The 15296-nt window shown below is 62.5% G+C and carries 13 protein-coding genes; all 13 read right to left on the bottom strand.

Annotated features, from left to right (window positions below; all coding sequences use genetic code 11):
* Position 1: 1 nt before the first annotated feature.
* Positions 2-418 (bottom strand): c-type cytochrome, encoded by a 417-nt coding sequence (locus NKJ57_RS22645; RefSeq protein WP_352512465.1) that lies wholly within the window; start codon positions 416-418, stop codon positions 2-4.
* Complete coding sequence (locus NKJ57_RS22640) at positions 399-1277, bottom strand: cytochrome c oxidase assembly protein (RefSeq protein WP_352512466.1); 879 nt, start codon at positions 1275-1277, stop codon at positions 399-401. The genes NKJ57_RS22645 and NKJ57_RS22640 overlap by 20 nt, the downstream gene beginning before the upstream one ends.
* A complete protein-coding gene (locus NKJ57_RS22635) occupies positions 1274-1615 on the bottom strand; it encodes a hypothetical protein (RefSeq protein WP_352512468.1) in 342 nt (113 codons plus the stop codon). The genes NKJ57_RS22640 and NKJ57_RS22635 overlap by 4 nt, the downstream gene beginning before the upstream one ends.
* Positions 1615-2220, bottom strand: a complete 606-nt coding sequence (locus NKJ57_RS22630) for a cytochrome c oxidase subunit 3 (RefSeq protein WP_352512470.1) — start codon at positions 2218-2220, stop codon at positions 1615-1617. The genes NKJ57_RS22635 and NKJ57_RS22630 overlap by 1 nt, the downstream gene beginning before the upstream one ends.
* On the bottom strand, positions 2217-4193 hold the full coding sequence (gene ctaD, locus NKJ57_RS22625; protein WP_352512472.1) for a cytochrome c oxidase subunit I: 1977 nt from the start codon (positions 4191-4193) through the stop codon (positions 2217-2219). The genes NKJ57_RS22630 and ctaD overlap by 4 nt, the downstream gene beginning before the upstream one ends.
* Complete coding sequence (coxB, locus tag NKJ57_RS22620) at positions 4190-5203, bottom strand: cytochrome c oxidase subunit II (protein WP_023729516.1); 1014 nt, start codon at positions 5201-5203, stop codon at positions 4190-4192. The genes ctaD and coxB overlap by 4 nt, the downstream gene beginning before the upstream one ends.
* Entirely contained in the window at positions 5200-5733 is a 534-nt protein-coding gene (locus NKJ57_RS22615) for a c-type cytochrome (RefSeq protein ID WP_023668011.1), read from the bottom strand. Before NKJ57_RS22615 ends, coxB begins: the two co-directional genes overlap by 4 nt.
* The gene (locus tag NKJ57_RS22610) at positions 5730-6521 is read right to left on the bottom strand and encodes a substrate-binding domain-containing protein (protein WP_352512474.1); all 792 of its coding nucleotides are present in this window, start codon (positions 6519-6521) and stop codon (positions 5730-5732) included. The genes NKJ57_RS22615 and NKJ57_RS22610 overlap by 4 nt, the downstream gene beginning before the upstream one ends.
* Positions 6522-6579: 58 nt before the next feature.
* Positions 6580-8457 (bottom strand): methanol/ethanol family PQQ-dependent dehydrogenase, encoded by a 1878-nt coding sequence (locus NKJ57_RS22605; protein ID WP_023681121.1) that lies wholly within the window; start codon positions 8455-8457, stop codon positions 6580-6582.
* Positions 8454-9236: a heme-binding protein gene (locus tag NKJ57_RS22600; RefSeq protein ID WP_023712209.1), complete on the bottom strand. Its 783-nt coding sequence runs from the start codon at positions 9234-9236 to the stop codon at positions 8454-8456. Before NKJ57_RS22600 ends, NKJ57_RS22605 begins: the two co-directional genes overlap by 4 nt.
* A gap of 273 nt (positions 9237-9509) precedes the next feature.
* Positions 9510-10559 (bottom strand): chemotaxis protein CheB, encoded by a 1050-nt coding sequence (locus NKJ57_RS22595; protein ID WP_023691427.1) that lies wholly within the window; start codon positions 10557-10559, stop codon positions 9510-9512.
* Between the two features lie 141 nt (positions 10560-10700).
* Positions 10701-11669 (bottom strand): manganese catalase family protein, encoded by a 969-nt coding sequence (locus NKJ57_RS22590; protein WP_023691426.1) that lies wholly within the window; start codon positions 11667-11669, stop codon positions 10701-10703.
* Positions 11670-12039: 370 nt separating this feature from the next.
* Positions 12040-15192 carry a GAF domain-containing protein gene (locus NKJ57_RS22585; protein WP_352512476.1) on the bottom strand — a complete coding sequence of 1051 codons (3153 nt, stop codon included), beginning with the start codon at positions 15190-15192 and terminating at the stop codon, positions 12040-12042.
* Positions 15193-15296: the final 104 nt, after the last annotated feature.

Genomic DNA, 15296 nt, shown 5'->3' with positions numbered 1-15296 from the left:
ATTACCTCAACGCGTAGAGATAAGCGGCGATGTCCCGCGCCTGTTGCTCGGTGATCCTCGTCGACGGCATGGCCGTGTGCGGATTGACTTCCCTCGCCGAGCGTATCCAGCGGATCATGTTCTCCGGATTGTTTGCCAGCAGGCCACCGATAAAGACCCTGTCGGCAAGGCCATCGTCTAGGCGGGGTCCGACCTGGCCTTGCGCACCCGGCACGCCGGGTATCGTATGGCAGCCGGAGCAGCCATTCGCCGTCATGATTGGAATGGCGCGGGCGCCTACACCGCCGGTCGCCGCATCCGACTCGTGCCGGACGCGCTCGCGCCTGTCGGACCACAAAGTCGCCGCTGCGACAGCCGCGGTCAGCAGCAGGATTGCGGCAAGGGCGCCCCCGATCAGCCTACCCAGGTCGGAGCGCATGTGTTGCCTCCCTGGTTGCGCTGCTGCTTATCCAGAGGCCGGCGAGCAGCAGGGCGGCGCCGCCATAGACCAAGCCGGCCGGAACCCACATTACCAATCCGGCGAGCTGCTGGTCCTCGATCGCGGTCATTCCCCACAATGCCGCGCCGGCGCCATTCTCCGGATACCAGAGTTTGGGCGACATCAGCAGCAGGACACCGAGCAGGCCGGTATGGAGCGAGGTGAAGAAAAGATGCATGACGGAGTTGCCATAGGTCTGCTGTCGACCGGGGCGCGGTAGGAGCGCCCACCAGAACAGCAAGGCTGTGCCGAGGAAGCTCGCATGCTGGGCATAATGAAGAAAGCCCTGCTGGAGCGCTGCCTGGAACAACGCCGGAATGTGCCAGATCCAGATGGCGACGCCGTGAATGATCGTCGCGTTGAGGGGACGGATCACCAGGGCCCAAACCGATTGCAGCGTCTTTGCGCGCGTGAGCTTGCCCGTCCCGCGGCGAAGTGCGGCCGGCAAGGACCAGAGCAGGACTGCGCCTGGGCAAGCGGCGACAAGGAGGGGCGCCGCCACCGCCATCAGCAGTTCATGCTCCATCATATGGGCGGCAAACACCCGCTCGCCGAGCGCATGGATGGGGCTGACCAGTGCTGCCGTCAGCACGCCCCAACCGGCGGCGAAAAACAACGCCTGCCGCATCCGCTCGGGACGGCCTCGGCTGCTGCGGCGCCACAACCGAGTCGCTCCGATGGTATAAAGGAAGGCAATCGCGGCCAGCGGAAACGTGATGGGAAATGCGAGCGTCCATCCGGCCTCGGGCGCGCCGGCGCCGTAGCAGATCGAGGTCGAGAAGAACGCGTCGAAGCTCATCGCAGGCACTCGTCGAGAATGAGAGCCGCGCTGCCTTGCATGATGATGACGAGGGCAAACAGCAATGCCGCAAGCATGCCGAGATCGGCGACGAACTGCTCGGAGCTGCGCGTGCGCTCAGGCTTGAAGGCGGCGCCGCCCTGCCGCTTCGCCCGCCATGACAAGGCACCGCCGAGCAGCGAAAGCACGGCGAGCACCAGTGCCACGGGAAGCACCACCGGCACCTGGCGGTTGCACTGCCATGGTACGAGTGCGTAGTTCAGCTGCGTCGAGATTGCCCAAGCCACCGGCCCCGACAGAAGACCACCCCAGGACGTTCCCATTTTCAACGCACGCATCAGCCTAGCCTCGGCATCCAGTAGATGAGCAGATAGATCGGGATCCAGGTCAGCACCACGAAATCCCAATAGAAGACATTGTCGCCGACATCGCCGAAGCGCCGGCCGCTATAGCCGTGGCGTGTGAACATCAGCACCGTCAAAACGATGGTGTCGCCGACATCGGTGATCAGGTGTGTGGTGTGCAGCCCGAGCAGCACCCAGAGCATCGAGCCATAGGCGTTCGTGTCCCAGTAGATGTTCAGCGCCGGGAATTCGAACCAGCGCACGACAAGCGGGGCCAGACCGAGCAGCGACATCACCACCAGCCCGATCCGCACCGGCACGATCGCGCATTGCTTGGCATGGCCGTGGAGGATGTGATTCGGCACCACGCTGATGATGAACAGGATGGTGACGATCGTTCCGGGCCAATGGTTGGGGTGCGGGGCGCTTAGACGCCAGTTGGGCCACAAAGTGGCGAGATAGAGATAAGCGCCGGATGCCAACGCAAAGCCCATGCCTTCCAGCGCCATGAAGCCGAGCGTTCCCCACCAGGTCGGACTCCGGGGGCCATGTCCAAAGGTCGGGAGGGCGGAAAGATCCAAGTTGGGACGCTGGTTCATTCCTCGTCCTCCGGGTTGTCCTTGGGCCAGAACCAGCCGATCAAGGTGATGGCAATCGGCGCAGCGCCCCAGACGATCGCCCAGGGCGTGAAGATCGAATAGACAAACGTACCGCCGACGGCGATTGCCGCCAGCAGCGGCCAGATCGACGGTGTCGCCGATTTCTCGCGAATGTCGGGGTGGGCTTCCGCCACGGTTGAGATCAACAGCTCACGGACATCGACGCGGAGACCGGTCGCCACAGGCAGCGCCTCCCGTTCGGCCCAGAGCGGCTCGACATGCGTGACAATCGGTATCCGCGCGAAATTATAGCTTGGCGGCGGCGAAGACGTCGCCCATTCGAGCGTACCGGCATCCCAGGGATTGTTTCCGGCCAGCGCGCCCTTCAACGCGCCGTGTACAAGATTGAAAGTGAACAGTACGAAGCTGAGGAAAAAGAGCACCGCGCCAGCGCTGATGAACAGGTTGATGTTGCCCCAGCCAAGCTCGGCCGGATAGGTGTAGACCCTGCGTGGCATGCCCCAGAGCCCGACGAGATGCATTGGGAAAAAAGCCGCGTTGAAGCCGATGAAAGCCAGCCAGAAATGCCAGCGCCCGAGACGCTCGCTCATCATGCGGCCGCTGATCTTGGGGAACCAGAAATAGGCCGCGCCCAGCAGCGGGAAGACCGAACCGCCGATCAGCACGTAATGGAAATGGGCGACGACGAAATAGGTGTCGTGCACCTGGAGGTCCAGCGGCACCGAAGCGAGCATGACGCCGGTGAGGCCGCCGATGACGAAGATGAAAAAGAAGCCGAACACGAACAGCAGCGGCGTGCGGATCACCGGCCTGCCGTCCCACAAGGTCGCCAGCCAGCAGAAGATCTGAACGCCATTGGGGATGGCGATCAGCATGCTCGACGCGGTGAAGAAGCTGGCGCCGAGCTTGGGTAGTCCCGTCGCGAACATGTGATGGACCCAGAGGCCGAACGAAAGGAAGCCGACGGCGATCAGCGACAAGACCAACCCGAGATGCCCGAACACGGGGCGCCGGGCGAAGACCGGGATGATCGCGGAGACCATGCCCGTCGCCGGCAGGAAGATGATGTAGACCTCGGGATGGCCAAAGAACCAGAACAGATGCTGGAAGAGCAGTGCGTCGCCGCCCTCGGCCGGGTTGAAGATATGTGTGCCGACCAGCCGGTCGAGGATCAGGAAGGTCGAGGTGATCATCACCGCGGGCATGGCGAAGACGACGACGAAGGAGGTAACCAGCATTGCCCAGACGTAGAGCGGAATCCTGTCCAGCGACATGCCGGGGGCTCGCTGCTTGAACACGGTGACGATGGTTGCCACCGCGACGGCCAGTGAGGAAACTTCTGTATAAGTGATCATCTGGGCCCAGACGTCGGCCCGCTTGCCCGGCGCGAATTCGGGGCCCGACAGCGGCACATAAGCAAACCAGCCGACGTCGGGCGCCATGTTGAGCGCGAAAGACACCCAGGCGAATATGCCGCCCGAAACATAGATCCAGTAGCTGAACGCGTTCAGGCGGGGAAAGGCGATGTTGCGGCTGCCGACCATCAGCGGGACGAGATAGATGCCTGTCGCCTGCACGATGGGCACGGCGAACAGGAACATCATGGTCACACCATGCATCGTGAACAGCTGGTTGTAGAGGTCCGGGCCGATCAGACCGCGCTGCGGCCCTGAGAGCTGGATGCGCATGGCGACAGCGTTGAGCCCGCCCAGGCACAGAAACACGAAGGCGGTGATCAGATAGCGCCGTGCGACGACCTTGTGGTCGACGCTCGACAGCGCGCCGATGATGCCGGGGGGCGTGCGCCATGTCCGCGCCAGCCAGCGATCCAGGCTGGCATCGTCCATGCCGGTGTCGCGCGGTCCGTCATGCTCGGGTGCGACGTCGCCCGCGGTAGAGGTTTCACGCACCGGCGGCAGGTCGCGTTCGCTTGTGAGGTCCGCGCTGCTCATTTAAGCGCCTCGAGGTAGGCGACCATGGCGTTGAGTTCGTCGCCGCTGAGCTCCACCACCGGCATGTGGGATCCGGGCTTGATGCCCTGTGGGTCGGCTATCCAGGCGGCGAGATTGCCGCGGCTCATTGTCAATGTCCCGGCGGCAAGCGTCTGCCGGCTGGCTATATGGGTGAGGTCAGGGGCGACCGTTCCTCCGGCAGGCGTGCCGCCTATTCTGTGACACATCACGCAAGGGCGCTTCAGAAACAGATCCTGGCCGGCCTTGGCTTCGTCCCCCGTCGGAGTAGCGGCCGGCTGCAACTGGTCGTTCCACCAGGCGTCGAACTTCGCACGCGGCTCGGCGATGATGAAGGTGCCCATGTTTGCGTGCTGCGCCCCGCAGAACTCGGCGCATTGACCTCGGTAAACACCAGGCTTGTCTGCCTTGAGGTCGAGCACGTTCATGTGGCCGGGAATGAGGTCGAGCTTGCCCGAAAGGCTCGGGATCCAGAAGGAATGGATGACGTCGGTCGAGGTCAGAAGAAGCCGCACCGGCTCCCCGGCGGGGATATGGATCTCGTTCGCCGTGGTCAGGATGCGGCTTGGCGTGGCATCCTCATAGCGCACCTCCCACCACCATTGATGGCCGGTGACCCGAATGGTCAGTGCGGCATCCGAGCCGATCGCGGCGAGCGTCCTGTTGGCGAAGAAGCTCAGCAAGGTCAGTCCGATCAGGACAATGGCGGTCAACCCGACGGCGGTCATCACCGCGCGCAGCTTCCGGTCGTCGGCGCCGGCCTCGATCGCGAGCGGCTCCGCCTGCGCGCGCGACCGCATCATCAAGGGCACGACGAGGGCGATCATCACCAGCACCCACACCACGGCGCAGAGCGCGGTGAAGAACCAGATCAGCCATGCCAGTTCGCTCGCCGCGGGACCTTTCGGGTCGAGGGCGGATTGCCAGCCCGCGCATCCCTGGAGCAACAGAGCGCCGGCGGTGGCGAACGCCATCGAGACGAGACGTTTCACGGCGACTTCCCCAGCGTGGCCGCGTCCGGCATGCGGTTTTCCGAAGGATGCGCCATCATGTCGTCATTGCGTTGCGGCGCGGCGGAAGACGGCGCGTTGCCGCTCAGCGAGCGCACGAAAGCCGCAAGCTCCCAGATCTGGTCGTCGGGAATCTTGTCGCGGAAGCTCGGCATGCCGTTTGGCCGACCGTCGCGGATCGTGGCATGGATGCTTTCGATCGAGCTGCCATAGAGCCACTTCTGGTCCATCAGGGCCGGCCCCATGCCGCCGCCGCCATTGGCGTGGCATCCCGAACAGTTGAACCAGCCGAAAAGCCGTTTCCCTTCGCTCATATGGAAGGCGTTGGCCTCGAAGCTCGCCGCCTTGTTATCGCTGGCGGGGGGGCGCTGTCCGCCGGGCTCCAGCGTGGTCACAGGCGTCGGCTGCTCGCCCGATCCGAGCGCCGATTGCGGGCGCGTGTCACGTTCCTCGCGCTGGCAGGCAGCGAGCGCCAGGACTGGAAACAGGAGCATGGCCACAACGGCTCTCATCGCACCGGGCTCCCCGAGGCATCGAGGCGCGGCACGCCATACTGTGACAGCAAGGCATCTATCTCGACCTTGTGCCTGGACAGGGCGCCATTGACATCGCCGCGCAGCGCATCGTCTTCGCGGCGGACGCCCATCGAGATGTCATAGATCATCGGCAGTTGCGGTCCATCGATGCGGGGCGCAACCGGCGTGATGCGGAGCGGCACCTTCTGCCTTGCGGCGAAGTAGCCGGCGAGGGGGCCCCAGACCACGGCAAGGTCGATCTCGCCACTCGCCACCGCTTCGACGATGCGCGCCGGCGGGTTGGGGGCGGAATAATCGCCATAGACCGGATAGCCAACGAGGTGCCCGACGATACCGCGGCGGCCAAGCGCCTGGACCGGAGGCGAATTGGCGCCATCGTCGCCGATGAGCTGAACACCGATCCGCATGTCGCGCAGCCGCGGATCATTGAACGATGCTACGTCGGGGCCGTCCCTGCGGGTGACGAAGACATAGGACGATCGGTAGTAGGGCGTGGTGGTGCGCAGCATTTCGAGGTTGCTCGGCGTGCCCGGCACGAGATCGCACAGGCCCGCCTTCAGCGTGTTGCGGACGAAGCCGCGGCGCTGCGCCCACCAGGTATAGGTCAGCTTCGCGCCGAGATCGGACGCAACGATTTCGGCGATCCTGTTCTCGAAGCCCTGACCGGCCGCGTTGGAGAACGGCATGTTGTTCGGATCGGCGCAGACCCTCAACTCACGTGCGTCGGCTGTGGCCGTCAAGAACACGAAGGCGATGGCGGCCATGCCGATCGCCAGTCGTTGACACGCCTTTCGCGCCGGACCTACGGTCAAGTACAATTCATCAAGGCAGCCGGAACACATAAAGCGTGCCTCCCGAGGTTGTCGCGTTCTTCAGATCCTTCATGGCATTGACGAAACCGAGCGCGGCGGTGGCGTCACGCGGATCAAGATCGCCCGATACAATTGCGCCGGCCCAGCCGCCGACGCCTGAGAGGATGGCGACATATTGGTGCCCGTCGGGACCGCGATAGGTGATAGGCTGGCCGATGATCCCGGACGAGGTCTTGAACTGCCAAAGCAGGTCTCCGGTCTTGGCGCTGACCGCCTTGAACCAGCCTTCCATCGTGCCATAGAAGACAACGTCGCCGGCGGTCACCACCGCGCCGCTCCATACCGGGAAATTCTCCTTGAGGCTCCAGGCGGGTTTCTCCGCGGCGATGTCCCAGGCGGTGAAGGCGCCGCGATTACCGCCGGGCCCTGGTATCATGCGGACGTTCATGCCCACATAGGGCGTGCCGGCGATGTAGTTCACCTCGACGCCTTCTTCATCCATGCACAGATTGTTGTGCGGGATGTAGAGCAGGCCGGTCTTCGGCGAGAACGCGGAAGGCTGCCAGTCCTTGAGGCCAGACGCCGTCGGACAGATATCGCGAACGACCTTGCCGGTGCCGGTCTTCTTGTCCGGATTTACGATCAGTCGACCGGTTTTCAGGTCCACACCTTTGCTGGAGTTTACGGGACCAAAGGGTTTTGCCGACAGCACCTCGCCGGTTGTCCGGTCGAGGATGTAGAGATAGCCGTTGCGCTCCGGCCGGATCAGCACCTTGCGCGGCTTGCCCTGCCAGGTCATGTCGAGCAGGATCTGCTCGTTGATGCCGTCATAGTCGTGGAGGTCGTGCGGGCTCCACTGATAGAACCATTTCGCCGCGCCGGTGTCTGGATCGCGCGCGAAAATGCCAGACGTCCACTTGTTGTCGCCCGGCCGCAAATCCGGATTCCATGGTCCGGGATTGCCGGTGCCGTGGAAAATCAGGTTCAGATCGGGATCATAGGAAATCCAGCCCCACATGTTGCCGCCGCCGATCTTCCAGGCTTCCGGCGGCCACGTCGTGACGCCAAGATCCTTGCCTTTGTCCATGTCGTAGTGCGGCTTGAAGTCCGATCCGATCAGCACGTCCTTGTCCGGCCCGGTGCTATAGGCGATCCAGACGACATGACCGTCGCCGGCGTCGAGCGCCTTTACCCAGCCGCGAACGCCCATCTCGCCTCCGGAATTGCCGACCAGCACTTTGCCCTTCACCACAAGCGGCGCCATGGTGATGGTCTCGCCGATGTTGATGTTGCCGACATGAGTGTTCCAGATCGGCTTGCCCGTGTTCGCATCAAGGGCAATCGTGTGGCCGTCCAGCGTATTGAAAAAAATGCGCCCGTCGGCGAATGCCACCCCGCGGTTGACGACGTCGCAGCAGGCCACTCCCTGTGCCGCCGGCTCGGGATTGGGTTCGTACTTCCACTTCATCGGGGCGCCGGGCTTGGAGAGATCGAGCGCATAGACGAAGTTGGGAAAGGGCGTCACGATATACATGGTGTTGCCGACGACCAGCGGCGCTGCTTCCTGGCCCTTGTTCACGCCTGTCGAGAACGTGAACGCGACCTGCAGGTTCTTGACGTTGCCTTCATTGATCTCGGAGAGTTCGCTGAAGCGCGTCGACGCGTAGTTCTTGGCCGGCATCGTCCATTGGCCGTCATCGGGTGGCGAGGCTGCGGCTGGTGGTACGATCGCTGGTGTTTTAGGTGGCTCGGACGCAGCGCCCAAAAGCGGCAGGCAGGCGAGCAGCGTCACCAGAAGGATAGCGCCAAAGGAATTCCCGGCAGCCAATTTGCGGGTATGGCGTTCTACGTCAACGCGCGTCAATGCCAACTGGGGCATAGCTTTCATTTATTGATCGAGCCTCCCACGCCGGCGCCGAGTTCGGCCGCGATGTCGGCCTCCGTTCCGGCACAAAGCGGATGGCCCCAGCCCGAAGCGCTTTTGCCGCCGGGGTCCAGATCGTAGACAATGGCATCCTTGCGATTTGGATTGACGCCTGCCGGGACCTTGTCGAAGCCGAGCGCCGCGCGGATACGCCAGGCGACATTGTGATCGGCGCATGAGGAATCGCCTGAAACGCCGAGGCCGCCGACAATGCTCTTGCCGTCGTAGAGGGCAAGTCCGCCGCCAAACACCACGACGCCTCCGATCGGCTTGCCGACGAGCGGGTCGCCGGCGCTTCCGAACGTTTTGGGATCGCCCGTATAGGCCGCGGCCTGGTTGACGGGATTGGTCTCCTGCAGGCCAAATAGCGGCCCGCCCGGCTGCACCCCCGCATAGAGATTGGCCGTAGAGAGGGCCATCTGAGCCAGGCTGAGACCGTTGGCCGTGTTGGCTTTCTCCGCTGCTATGAGCCGACTTCCCGGCCATTGCGAGTCGGGGGTGGGGCCGCTGAACGCAATCGCGCAGACAGTGCCGTCACGGGCAACGATGGCTGCCCATTCGTTGGTTTCAAAGCCGCCATTCGCTGGTCCGCCGCTTGCCTTCACGTTGGCTTTGAGGGCTGCAAGCAGCTTATCGTGATCGGCCGGACAGGGTTCCTGCGCCATGGCCTCGTGCCCGTGGAACAGGCCACCCATCAGCAACAGCAGGCCAAAAAGAGGTACGAAAAGCTGCGAGCGATACATTGTCCTGGCATTCGTTTACAAAACAAGGACCACCCAGGCAGACCGCAGAATGCGAGGATACGTCCAATGGGTCAGTGCCTAACTCGCGTAATGCTTCTATGTTCCTGCTTTGCATAAAATTCGTGCAGTTGGATTTGGGTGCAGGTGTTCAATCAAAGCATGGGACCTGGATACCCGTGGCCACAGGCCAAGCGGTGAGGCAACGCGGCTGATCCAGGAAAATGCGATCGGGATGGCGCAGACGCACCCGCCCTGACAAACGCTGTTGCCTTGTCACGGCGTTCGACGATGGATGATCTCTTCAATAAGTTTCGCGTCGGCTTCGTATTCCGCGGCCCGCGCAGCCATTTGGCTGGCCAGGCTGTGTCTTTCCCGCGCGGCTTCGCGTTTTGCCGTACGTTTCGCCAACTCAGCCCGCTGCTGGTGCGCTCTTAGAAGGCTCCAAAGCGCCTGTTCCGCATCGTCAGCCTGGGCCTGCATCAAAACGTCTGCCCCGAACGCATGTCCGGTGTGGCAGCGGTAACGGGTAATCGGCCCGTCTTCTATCTCCCATAGGGGGCCATGACATTCGGGGCAGACAAATGTCGAGGGGGCGCCAAGCTGGCCTTCGGTCAGTTCCATTGTGCTGTGCTCCTGAGCTGCAATCGCTGCCTCAAGGCGGATGCCGGACGGGATTTCTGGTGTCGGTCCTGCGATTTCGGAAGCAAGCCTGTGCAACAGGCCAGCCATTTCGGACAGAGGGACGCAATGGTCGATTTCCACATTCTGCAAGGCGCTCAGCGGCATGTCGGGTACCGCAGCGTCGCCGGGGTCCTGGACTACGCTGACGCCTCCGCACATCTTGACTGCGTGCAGGCCGGCGGTGCCGTCGGAGAGGCTGCCTGTGAGCACGACGCCGATCACGCTGCCGCCAAAGCTGCAGGCCGCCGATCGAAACAGGGGGTCGATGGCGGGGCGCGCCAGGTTCTCGCGCGGCCCGCGCCGCAGCAGCATATGATCGTCATGTAACAGAAGGTGAGCTCCGGGCGGTGCAACGAAGATGTGCCCGTTTTTAACCTTCATGCCGCTGGAGGCATTTGCAACGGGCATGTTGGCAGCGCGACCGAGAATGTCGCCGAGGTAACTCGTGGGACCAACGTGCTGTACGACGAGGAGAGCCGCCGGGATGTCCGGCGAAAGATCGCGGACAAGTCTCTTCAGCGCGTCGACGCCGCCGGCCGATGCTCCGATTGTCACGATGCACCGGTTCTCGCAACCGTCGGGACGGACCTTATCCGGCTGGCCCGCACGCTCCGAATCTGATCGTGGTGCGGCGGTGGCCATGGTTGCTTCACCCACATTCAGCACAGATGTCGATGCGAGCGCTCCGGCCAGTCCGTTGCTGGTCGGATGCCCTGCCTTCGTCGGTGTTAGCTTCCGGCCGCATCGCGGAACATAGATGCCCGCAATGATGTCGGCTCTGTACTAACGCCTACGTGCGCGTTTGACAGCAGCCTCTGCCACGGCCGGGGCCTCCTGAATGCTTGCCGCGCCGCCGAAATCGGCGTTCTTGGTACGGCCAGCTCCCGGGCCCGCTCCTAGATCAGCGCCTGTTGTCGGATCGGAAGCCGGATCGGAAAGCGTACGGTCGGCCATCCTGGCCACCACCTTCAGGTCTTTGGCCCCCAGCTTGACAGTTGCCAGGCCGTCTCCGCCGTCGACGGGCATCACCTCTTCAAGGTCATCGATCCGATCCCACTCTTCGCCGGAATTCCATGGGCCAGCGACATCGCCGTCGCCTTGAGAGGTGTTGACATACATGCTGGCGTACTTCTCTACGCCTGGGAGCTTGCCGGAAGGGAAATTGTTTTCGATCGCGTAGAGTGCTTTCTCGAACGACTTCTGGTGCGCGATCTCGCGGGTCATCAGGAAGCCGAGCGCGTCCTTGATTCCCGGGTCGTCGGTGATGTTGATGAGGCGTTCGTAAACGATCTTGGCGCGGGCTTCGGCGGCGATATTCGACCGCAAATCCACCGTAGGTTCACCGCGCGAGTCGACATAGGCCGCGGTCCAGGGAACGCCGGCTGAGTCGCACAGCGCGGGAGCGCCGCCGAACAGAATTGATTCCTTGGCTGTTGTGCCGCTGGCGCCGATCATCAGGTAAAGGTCCGCTTCCTTCATTTGGCCCTCGGCCAGCTGTGCCTTGAGCCCCTTGTTGAGCATGGTGACGATTGATCCCACCACTTCGAGATGGCTGAGTTCTTCGGTCGCAATATCGAGCAACATGTCGCGACGGCCAAGATCGTCCTCGCCAAGCCCTTGCGTGAAATAGCGCATGGCCGCTGCAAGCTCGCCATCGGCGCCGCCGAACTGTTCCATGATCATGCAGGCCAGGCGAGGATTCGGCTCCGAGACGCGAACGGTGTATTGCAGGCGCTTGTTGTGCATGAACATGGACATCTCTCCGGTTAGATCATCCGAACATCCCGGCAAGTTGATTGTTCCATCCGGCCATCGGCCAGCGAGCATTTTTACGGCAGCTTCAGTGTTGAGCATCGCAGGGAGCCAGAGGCGGCATTTATTTGTCGCCGGGATTTTCCGACTGGCGACCGGCGGCAACGAGATTTCGATCGTGCTGCGCCATCACGGCAATGAGCAAGGCGGCGGATGGGCAAGAGGTCGACAAAATCTGGAGGGATACTGGCTCGGAAAAGTGAAGCCGGGCCATGTCAATATGATGTCGGTGTCCGGCCCTTTTCGCTGCACACCCACGCGGCAAACGGCGTGTTCGGTCACGGGGCGAGCGTCGCGGGCTGTTGCCCGTTCACTTTCGATCCAGCACCTTCCGGACTTTCTCTGCCAATTCGTCGATCGTGTAGGGCTTGGTCAAAAGTTCGGTTCCGAAATCGAGCGTGCCGTTGTGGACAATCGCATTTCGTGTGTAGCCGGTGGTGTAGAGCACTTTTAGCGACGGGTGCATTGTCTTGACCTGATCCACCAGCTCCCGGCCCGACATCTCCGGCATCACCACGTCGGTGAACAGAAGCGACGGCACTTGCCCCCTTTCGACGGCCACCAGCGCTTCGCGTGGACCTTGCATTTCCAGCACGGAGTAGCCCAGTTCCCGCAGCGCTTCCGCGGCCATCAGCCGGACGCGATCTTCATCCTCGACAACCATGATGATCTCGTCTGCACAGCCGGGGTGCTCGCCTGCCACGACGTCGATTTGGCTGTCGAGCACGCCATGGTGCGAGCGCGGCAAATATATTTTCAAGGTGGTTCCGATGCCCTGCTCGGAATAGATCTTCACACTGCCGCCGGACTGGCGAACAAACCCATAGACTTGGCTGAGTCCCAGCCCGGTGCCTTTGCCGACCCCCTTGGTGGTGAAGAACGGATCGAAAGCTCTTGCGACAACATCAGCAGTCATGCCCGTTCCTGTATCGGTGACCGCTATCATCACATACTGGCCGGAGGGGATCGCGTTCTCCCTGGCATAGCGATCGTCGACGTGGGCGTTTGATGTCTCGATCGTCAGCTTGCCGCCGGCAGGCATGGCATCCCTTGCGTTGACGCAAAGGTTGAGCAGCGCGCTTTCCAATTGCCCTGCGTCGGCCTCGACATGCCATAGGCCCGCAGCGAGCACGGTCTCGATCTGAATGGTCTCGCCAAGCGTCCGGTTCAGCAATTCGCTCATACCGGAGACGAGGCGATTTGGATTCAGCCGCTTCGGCGCCAGTGGTTGCTGGCGGGAAAAGGCGAGCAGTCGCCTGGTAAGTTCTGCGGCACGTTGTGCTCCATCGATCGCGCCGGTTACGAATTGGTGGACGTTGGTATCGCCGTTTCTGAGCTTGCGCTGCACAAGGTTCAGGCCGCCGATGATGACGGCCAGCATATTGTTGAAGTCGTGCGCGATGCCACCGGTGAGCTGTCCGACAGCTTCCATCTTCTGGGCTTGGCGCAGGTGCTCTTCTGCTCTGGCGCGTTCCGCTACTTCATCTTTGACACGCTGTTCGAGCGTGCCGTTGAGTGTCTGCAGCGCCTTGAACAGTCGGGAGTTGTCGATTGCCGTCGCGGCATGGCCCGCAAGCCCCAGCAAGGCCGCCTCTTGCTGTTCGGCGAAGACGCCGATTTCTGGATGGCCAAGGAAGAGGCCACCCAGCACCTCGCCCGAACGCGAGACGACCGGCACGGCGAGATAGGAACGCACCGGCAGATGGCCCTCCGGCATTCCCTTGCGGGGCCAGTTCTTGCCGTAGCGCGGATCGGTGAGGATATCGTCGGAACGCACCACGCTTGTTCCGCGGAAAGTGGGCTCGAACACCGCGGTGTTGCGCGGCATCGGAAAGTTTTCGAAAGCAGAACGAGGTGCCCCCGACAGGGCGTAGAGCACATAGCTGTCGCCCTTGTCGTCGATCACATTGTAGAAGAAAGCTCCAAATTGTGCGCCCGACAGCACCACGCCGGCATCGGTTACCGTCTGGACAATTCGCTCTACCTCAAGCTCGGCCGCCACGGCTGCCGCAGTGGCGTTCATCAACTGAAGCTGATGCTCCACCCGCTTTCGCGCGGTGACGTCGACCACGGTGCCGATGAAGCGGATCGCACGGCCGGACTGGAAAAGCGCTTCCCCCGTTGCGGCAATCCAGCGCTCCTTGCCATCCCGAAGGCCGATCGTCCGGTATTCGATGTCGTAGCGGGAGGGGGTGCCCGGCGCGAGCGACTGGCGTACGGCCTCGTCGGCCCGTGCGCGATCTTCCGGGTGGAGGCCCGCCAGGAAGGCGCTTTCATATGTCACCTCCGCGTCCGGCGGCAAACCAAAAAGGGCTTTGCACCGGTCGTCCCAACGCAGCACTCCGCTGATGGGATCGTAATCCCAGGTGCCGATAGCGGCCGCGTCGGTGGCAAGCCTCAGCCTCTCCTCGCTGGCCCGTGCCGCCTGTTCCGAGCGAACGCGCTCGATGTGAGCCCAGGACCGCTCCGTCACCTCGGTCAGCAAGGACAGTTCGCGTTGCGACCAGACGCGGCGCTGCTTGTCGTGGATGGCCATCAGGGCAGTCAGTCGGCCTTGTTTGACCAAAGGCATACAGATGGTTGCCGTTATCCCGATATCCTGAAAGGTCTTCGCTTCCTCGGGAGCAATTTCCTCAAGGTTGTTGTTGATGATAAGCGGCTTGTTGGCGCTGAGGTTGGTGACAGCCAGGCGACCGAAATCGGCAAGACTGTAATATCCCCTGATGCTGGGCGAGCCAGGTGCGCTCCAATCGCCGCGGATGGTGAAATGGTCTTGGTCCTGCTCCATGTCGGCATAGGCGCAAATCGAGACGCCAAGATGTTCGCCGAGGAGCCGAGTGGTGATCTGCATGACAGCATCGGCGTCGGCCGCGAGGGCTATCTCCCTGCCGAGGCGGTCGAGAAAAGCAAGGCGTTCGGCGTTCTCACGCAGGGCCAGTTCGGCGCGAAGGCGTTCTATCGCCGTACGCGTCCGGTCAGCGACTGCCGAAATGAGGGCTACTTCCTCCGTCGCCCAGCGTCTGGGCGCGGAGTGGTTCAGGTATAACAGCGCCACCAGCCCGCCATGCTCGGTGACGGGCATGTTGATGACGGATTGGGCGCTGATGGCTTTGAGTGCCTCCGCATGGCCGCTGGTTCGCGGATCTGTCTCGGCGTTTTCAAAGACAACGGTTTCGCCTCGCTTCAAATCCTCGATATACGAGCCGTAGTTCCTGAAATTCAGCGTCCCAGCCAGGCTTTTGATGCCTGGCGCGTTCCAGTCCCTGTCGATGGTGATCGTTTCTTTCTCTAGATCGATCGTGCCGTATCCGGCTCGGCTGATGCCAAAATGGTTCCCCAGCAGTTCCGCGGCTGCGTAGGCCAGTTCTGCGGGATCCGTAATCTCGCGGATACGGTCGCCCAACGCTGCCAAAAGCTCGAAGCGCTGCAGTTCAGATCGCGGATTGCTTGAAGTGGCCCCCATTTCGCCCCCGTTTTGCCCGGACTTAAATGCAGTCTGCAGCCAAGAGTTCCCCGCAGGACGGCAGTTTCTTTGGCGGGCCGGTCAGCCGAACACGCCGCACCGGT

This window comes from Mesorhizobium sp. M0077 (genome assembly GCF_040322955.1).
Taxonomy (GTDB): domain Bacteria; phylum Pseudomonadota; class Alphaproteobacteria; order Rhizobiales; family Rhizobiaceae; genus Mesorhizobium.
This window is presented reverse-complemented; position numbering and strand designations above follow the sequence as displayed.

Bases quoted from the DNA above. Each gene is read 5' to 3' on its own strand.
- NKJ57_RS22645 (WP_352512465.1), bottom strand. From the start codon at position 418: ATGCGCTCCGACCTGGGTAGGCTGATCGGGGGCGCCCTTGCCGCAATC.
- NKJ57_RS22640 (WP_352512466.1), bottom strand. From the start codon at position 1,277: ATGAGCTTCGACGCGTTCTTCTCGACCTCGATCTGCTACGGCGCCGGC.
- NKJ57_RS22635 (WP_352512468.1), bottom strand. From the start codon at position 1,615: ATGCGTGCGTTGAAAATGGGAACGTCCTGGGGTGGTCTTCTGTCGGGG.
- NKJ57_RS22630 (WP_352512470.1), bottom strand. From the start codon at position 2,220: ATGAACCAGCGTCCCAACTTGGATCTTTCCGCCCTCCCGACCTTTGGA.
- ctaD (WP_352512472.1), bottom strand. From the start codon at position 4,193: ATGAGCAGCGCGGACCTCACAAGCGAACGCGACCTGCCGCCGGTGCGT.
- NKJ57_RS22615 (WP_023668011.1), bottom strand. From the start codon at position 5,733: ATGAGAGCCGTTGTGGCCATGCTCCTGTTTCCAGTCCTGGCGCTCGCT.
- NKJ57_RS22610 (WP_352512474.1), bottom strand. From the start codon at position 6,521: ATGGCCGCCATCGCCTTCGTGTTCTTGACGGCCACAGCCGACGCACGT.
- NKJ57_RS22605 (WP_023681121.1), bottom strand. From the start codon at position 8,457: ATGAAAGCTATGCCCCAGTTGGCATTGACGCGCGTTGACGTAGAACGC.
- NKJ57_RS22600 (WP_023712209.1), bottom strand. From the start codon at position 9,236: ATGTATCGCTCGCAGCTTTTCGTACCTCTTTTTGGCCTGCTGTTGCTG.
- NKJ57_RS22595 (WP_023691427.1), bottom strand. From the start codon at position 10,559: ATGGCCACCGCCGCACCACGATCAGATTCGGAGCGTGCGGGCCAGCCG.
- NKJ57_RS22590 (WP_023691426.1), bottom strand. From the start codon at position 11,669: ATGTTCATGCACAACAAGCGCCTGCAATACACCGTTCGCGTCTCGGAG.
- NKJ57_RS22585 (WP_352512476.1), bottom strand. From the start codon at position 15,192: ATGGGGGCCACTTCAAGCAATCCGCGATCTGAACTGCAGCGCTTCGAG.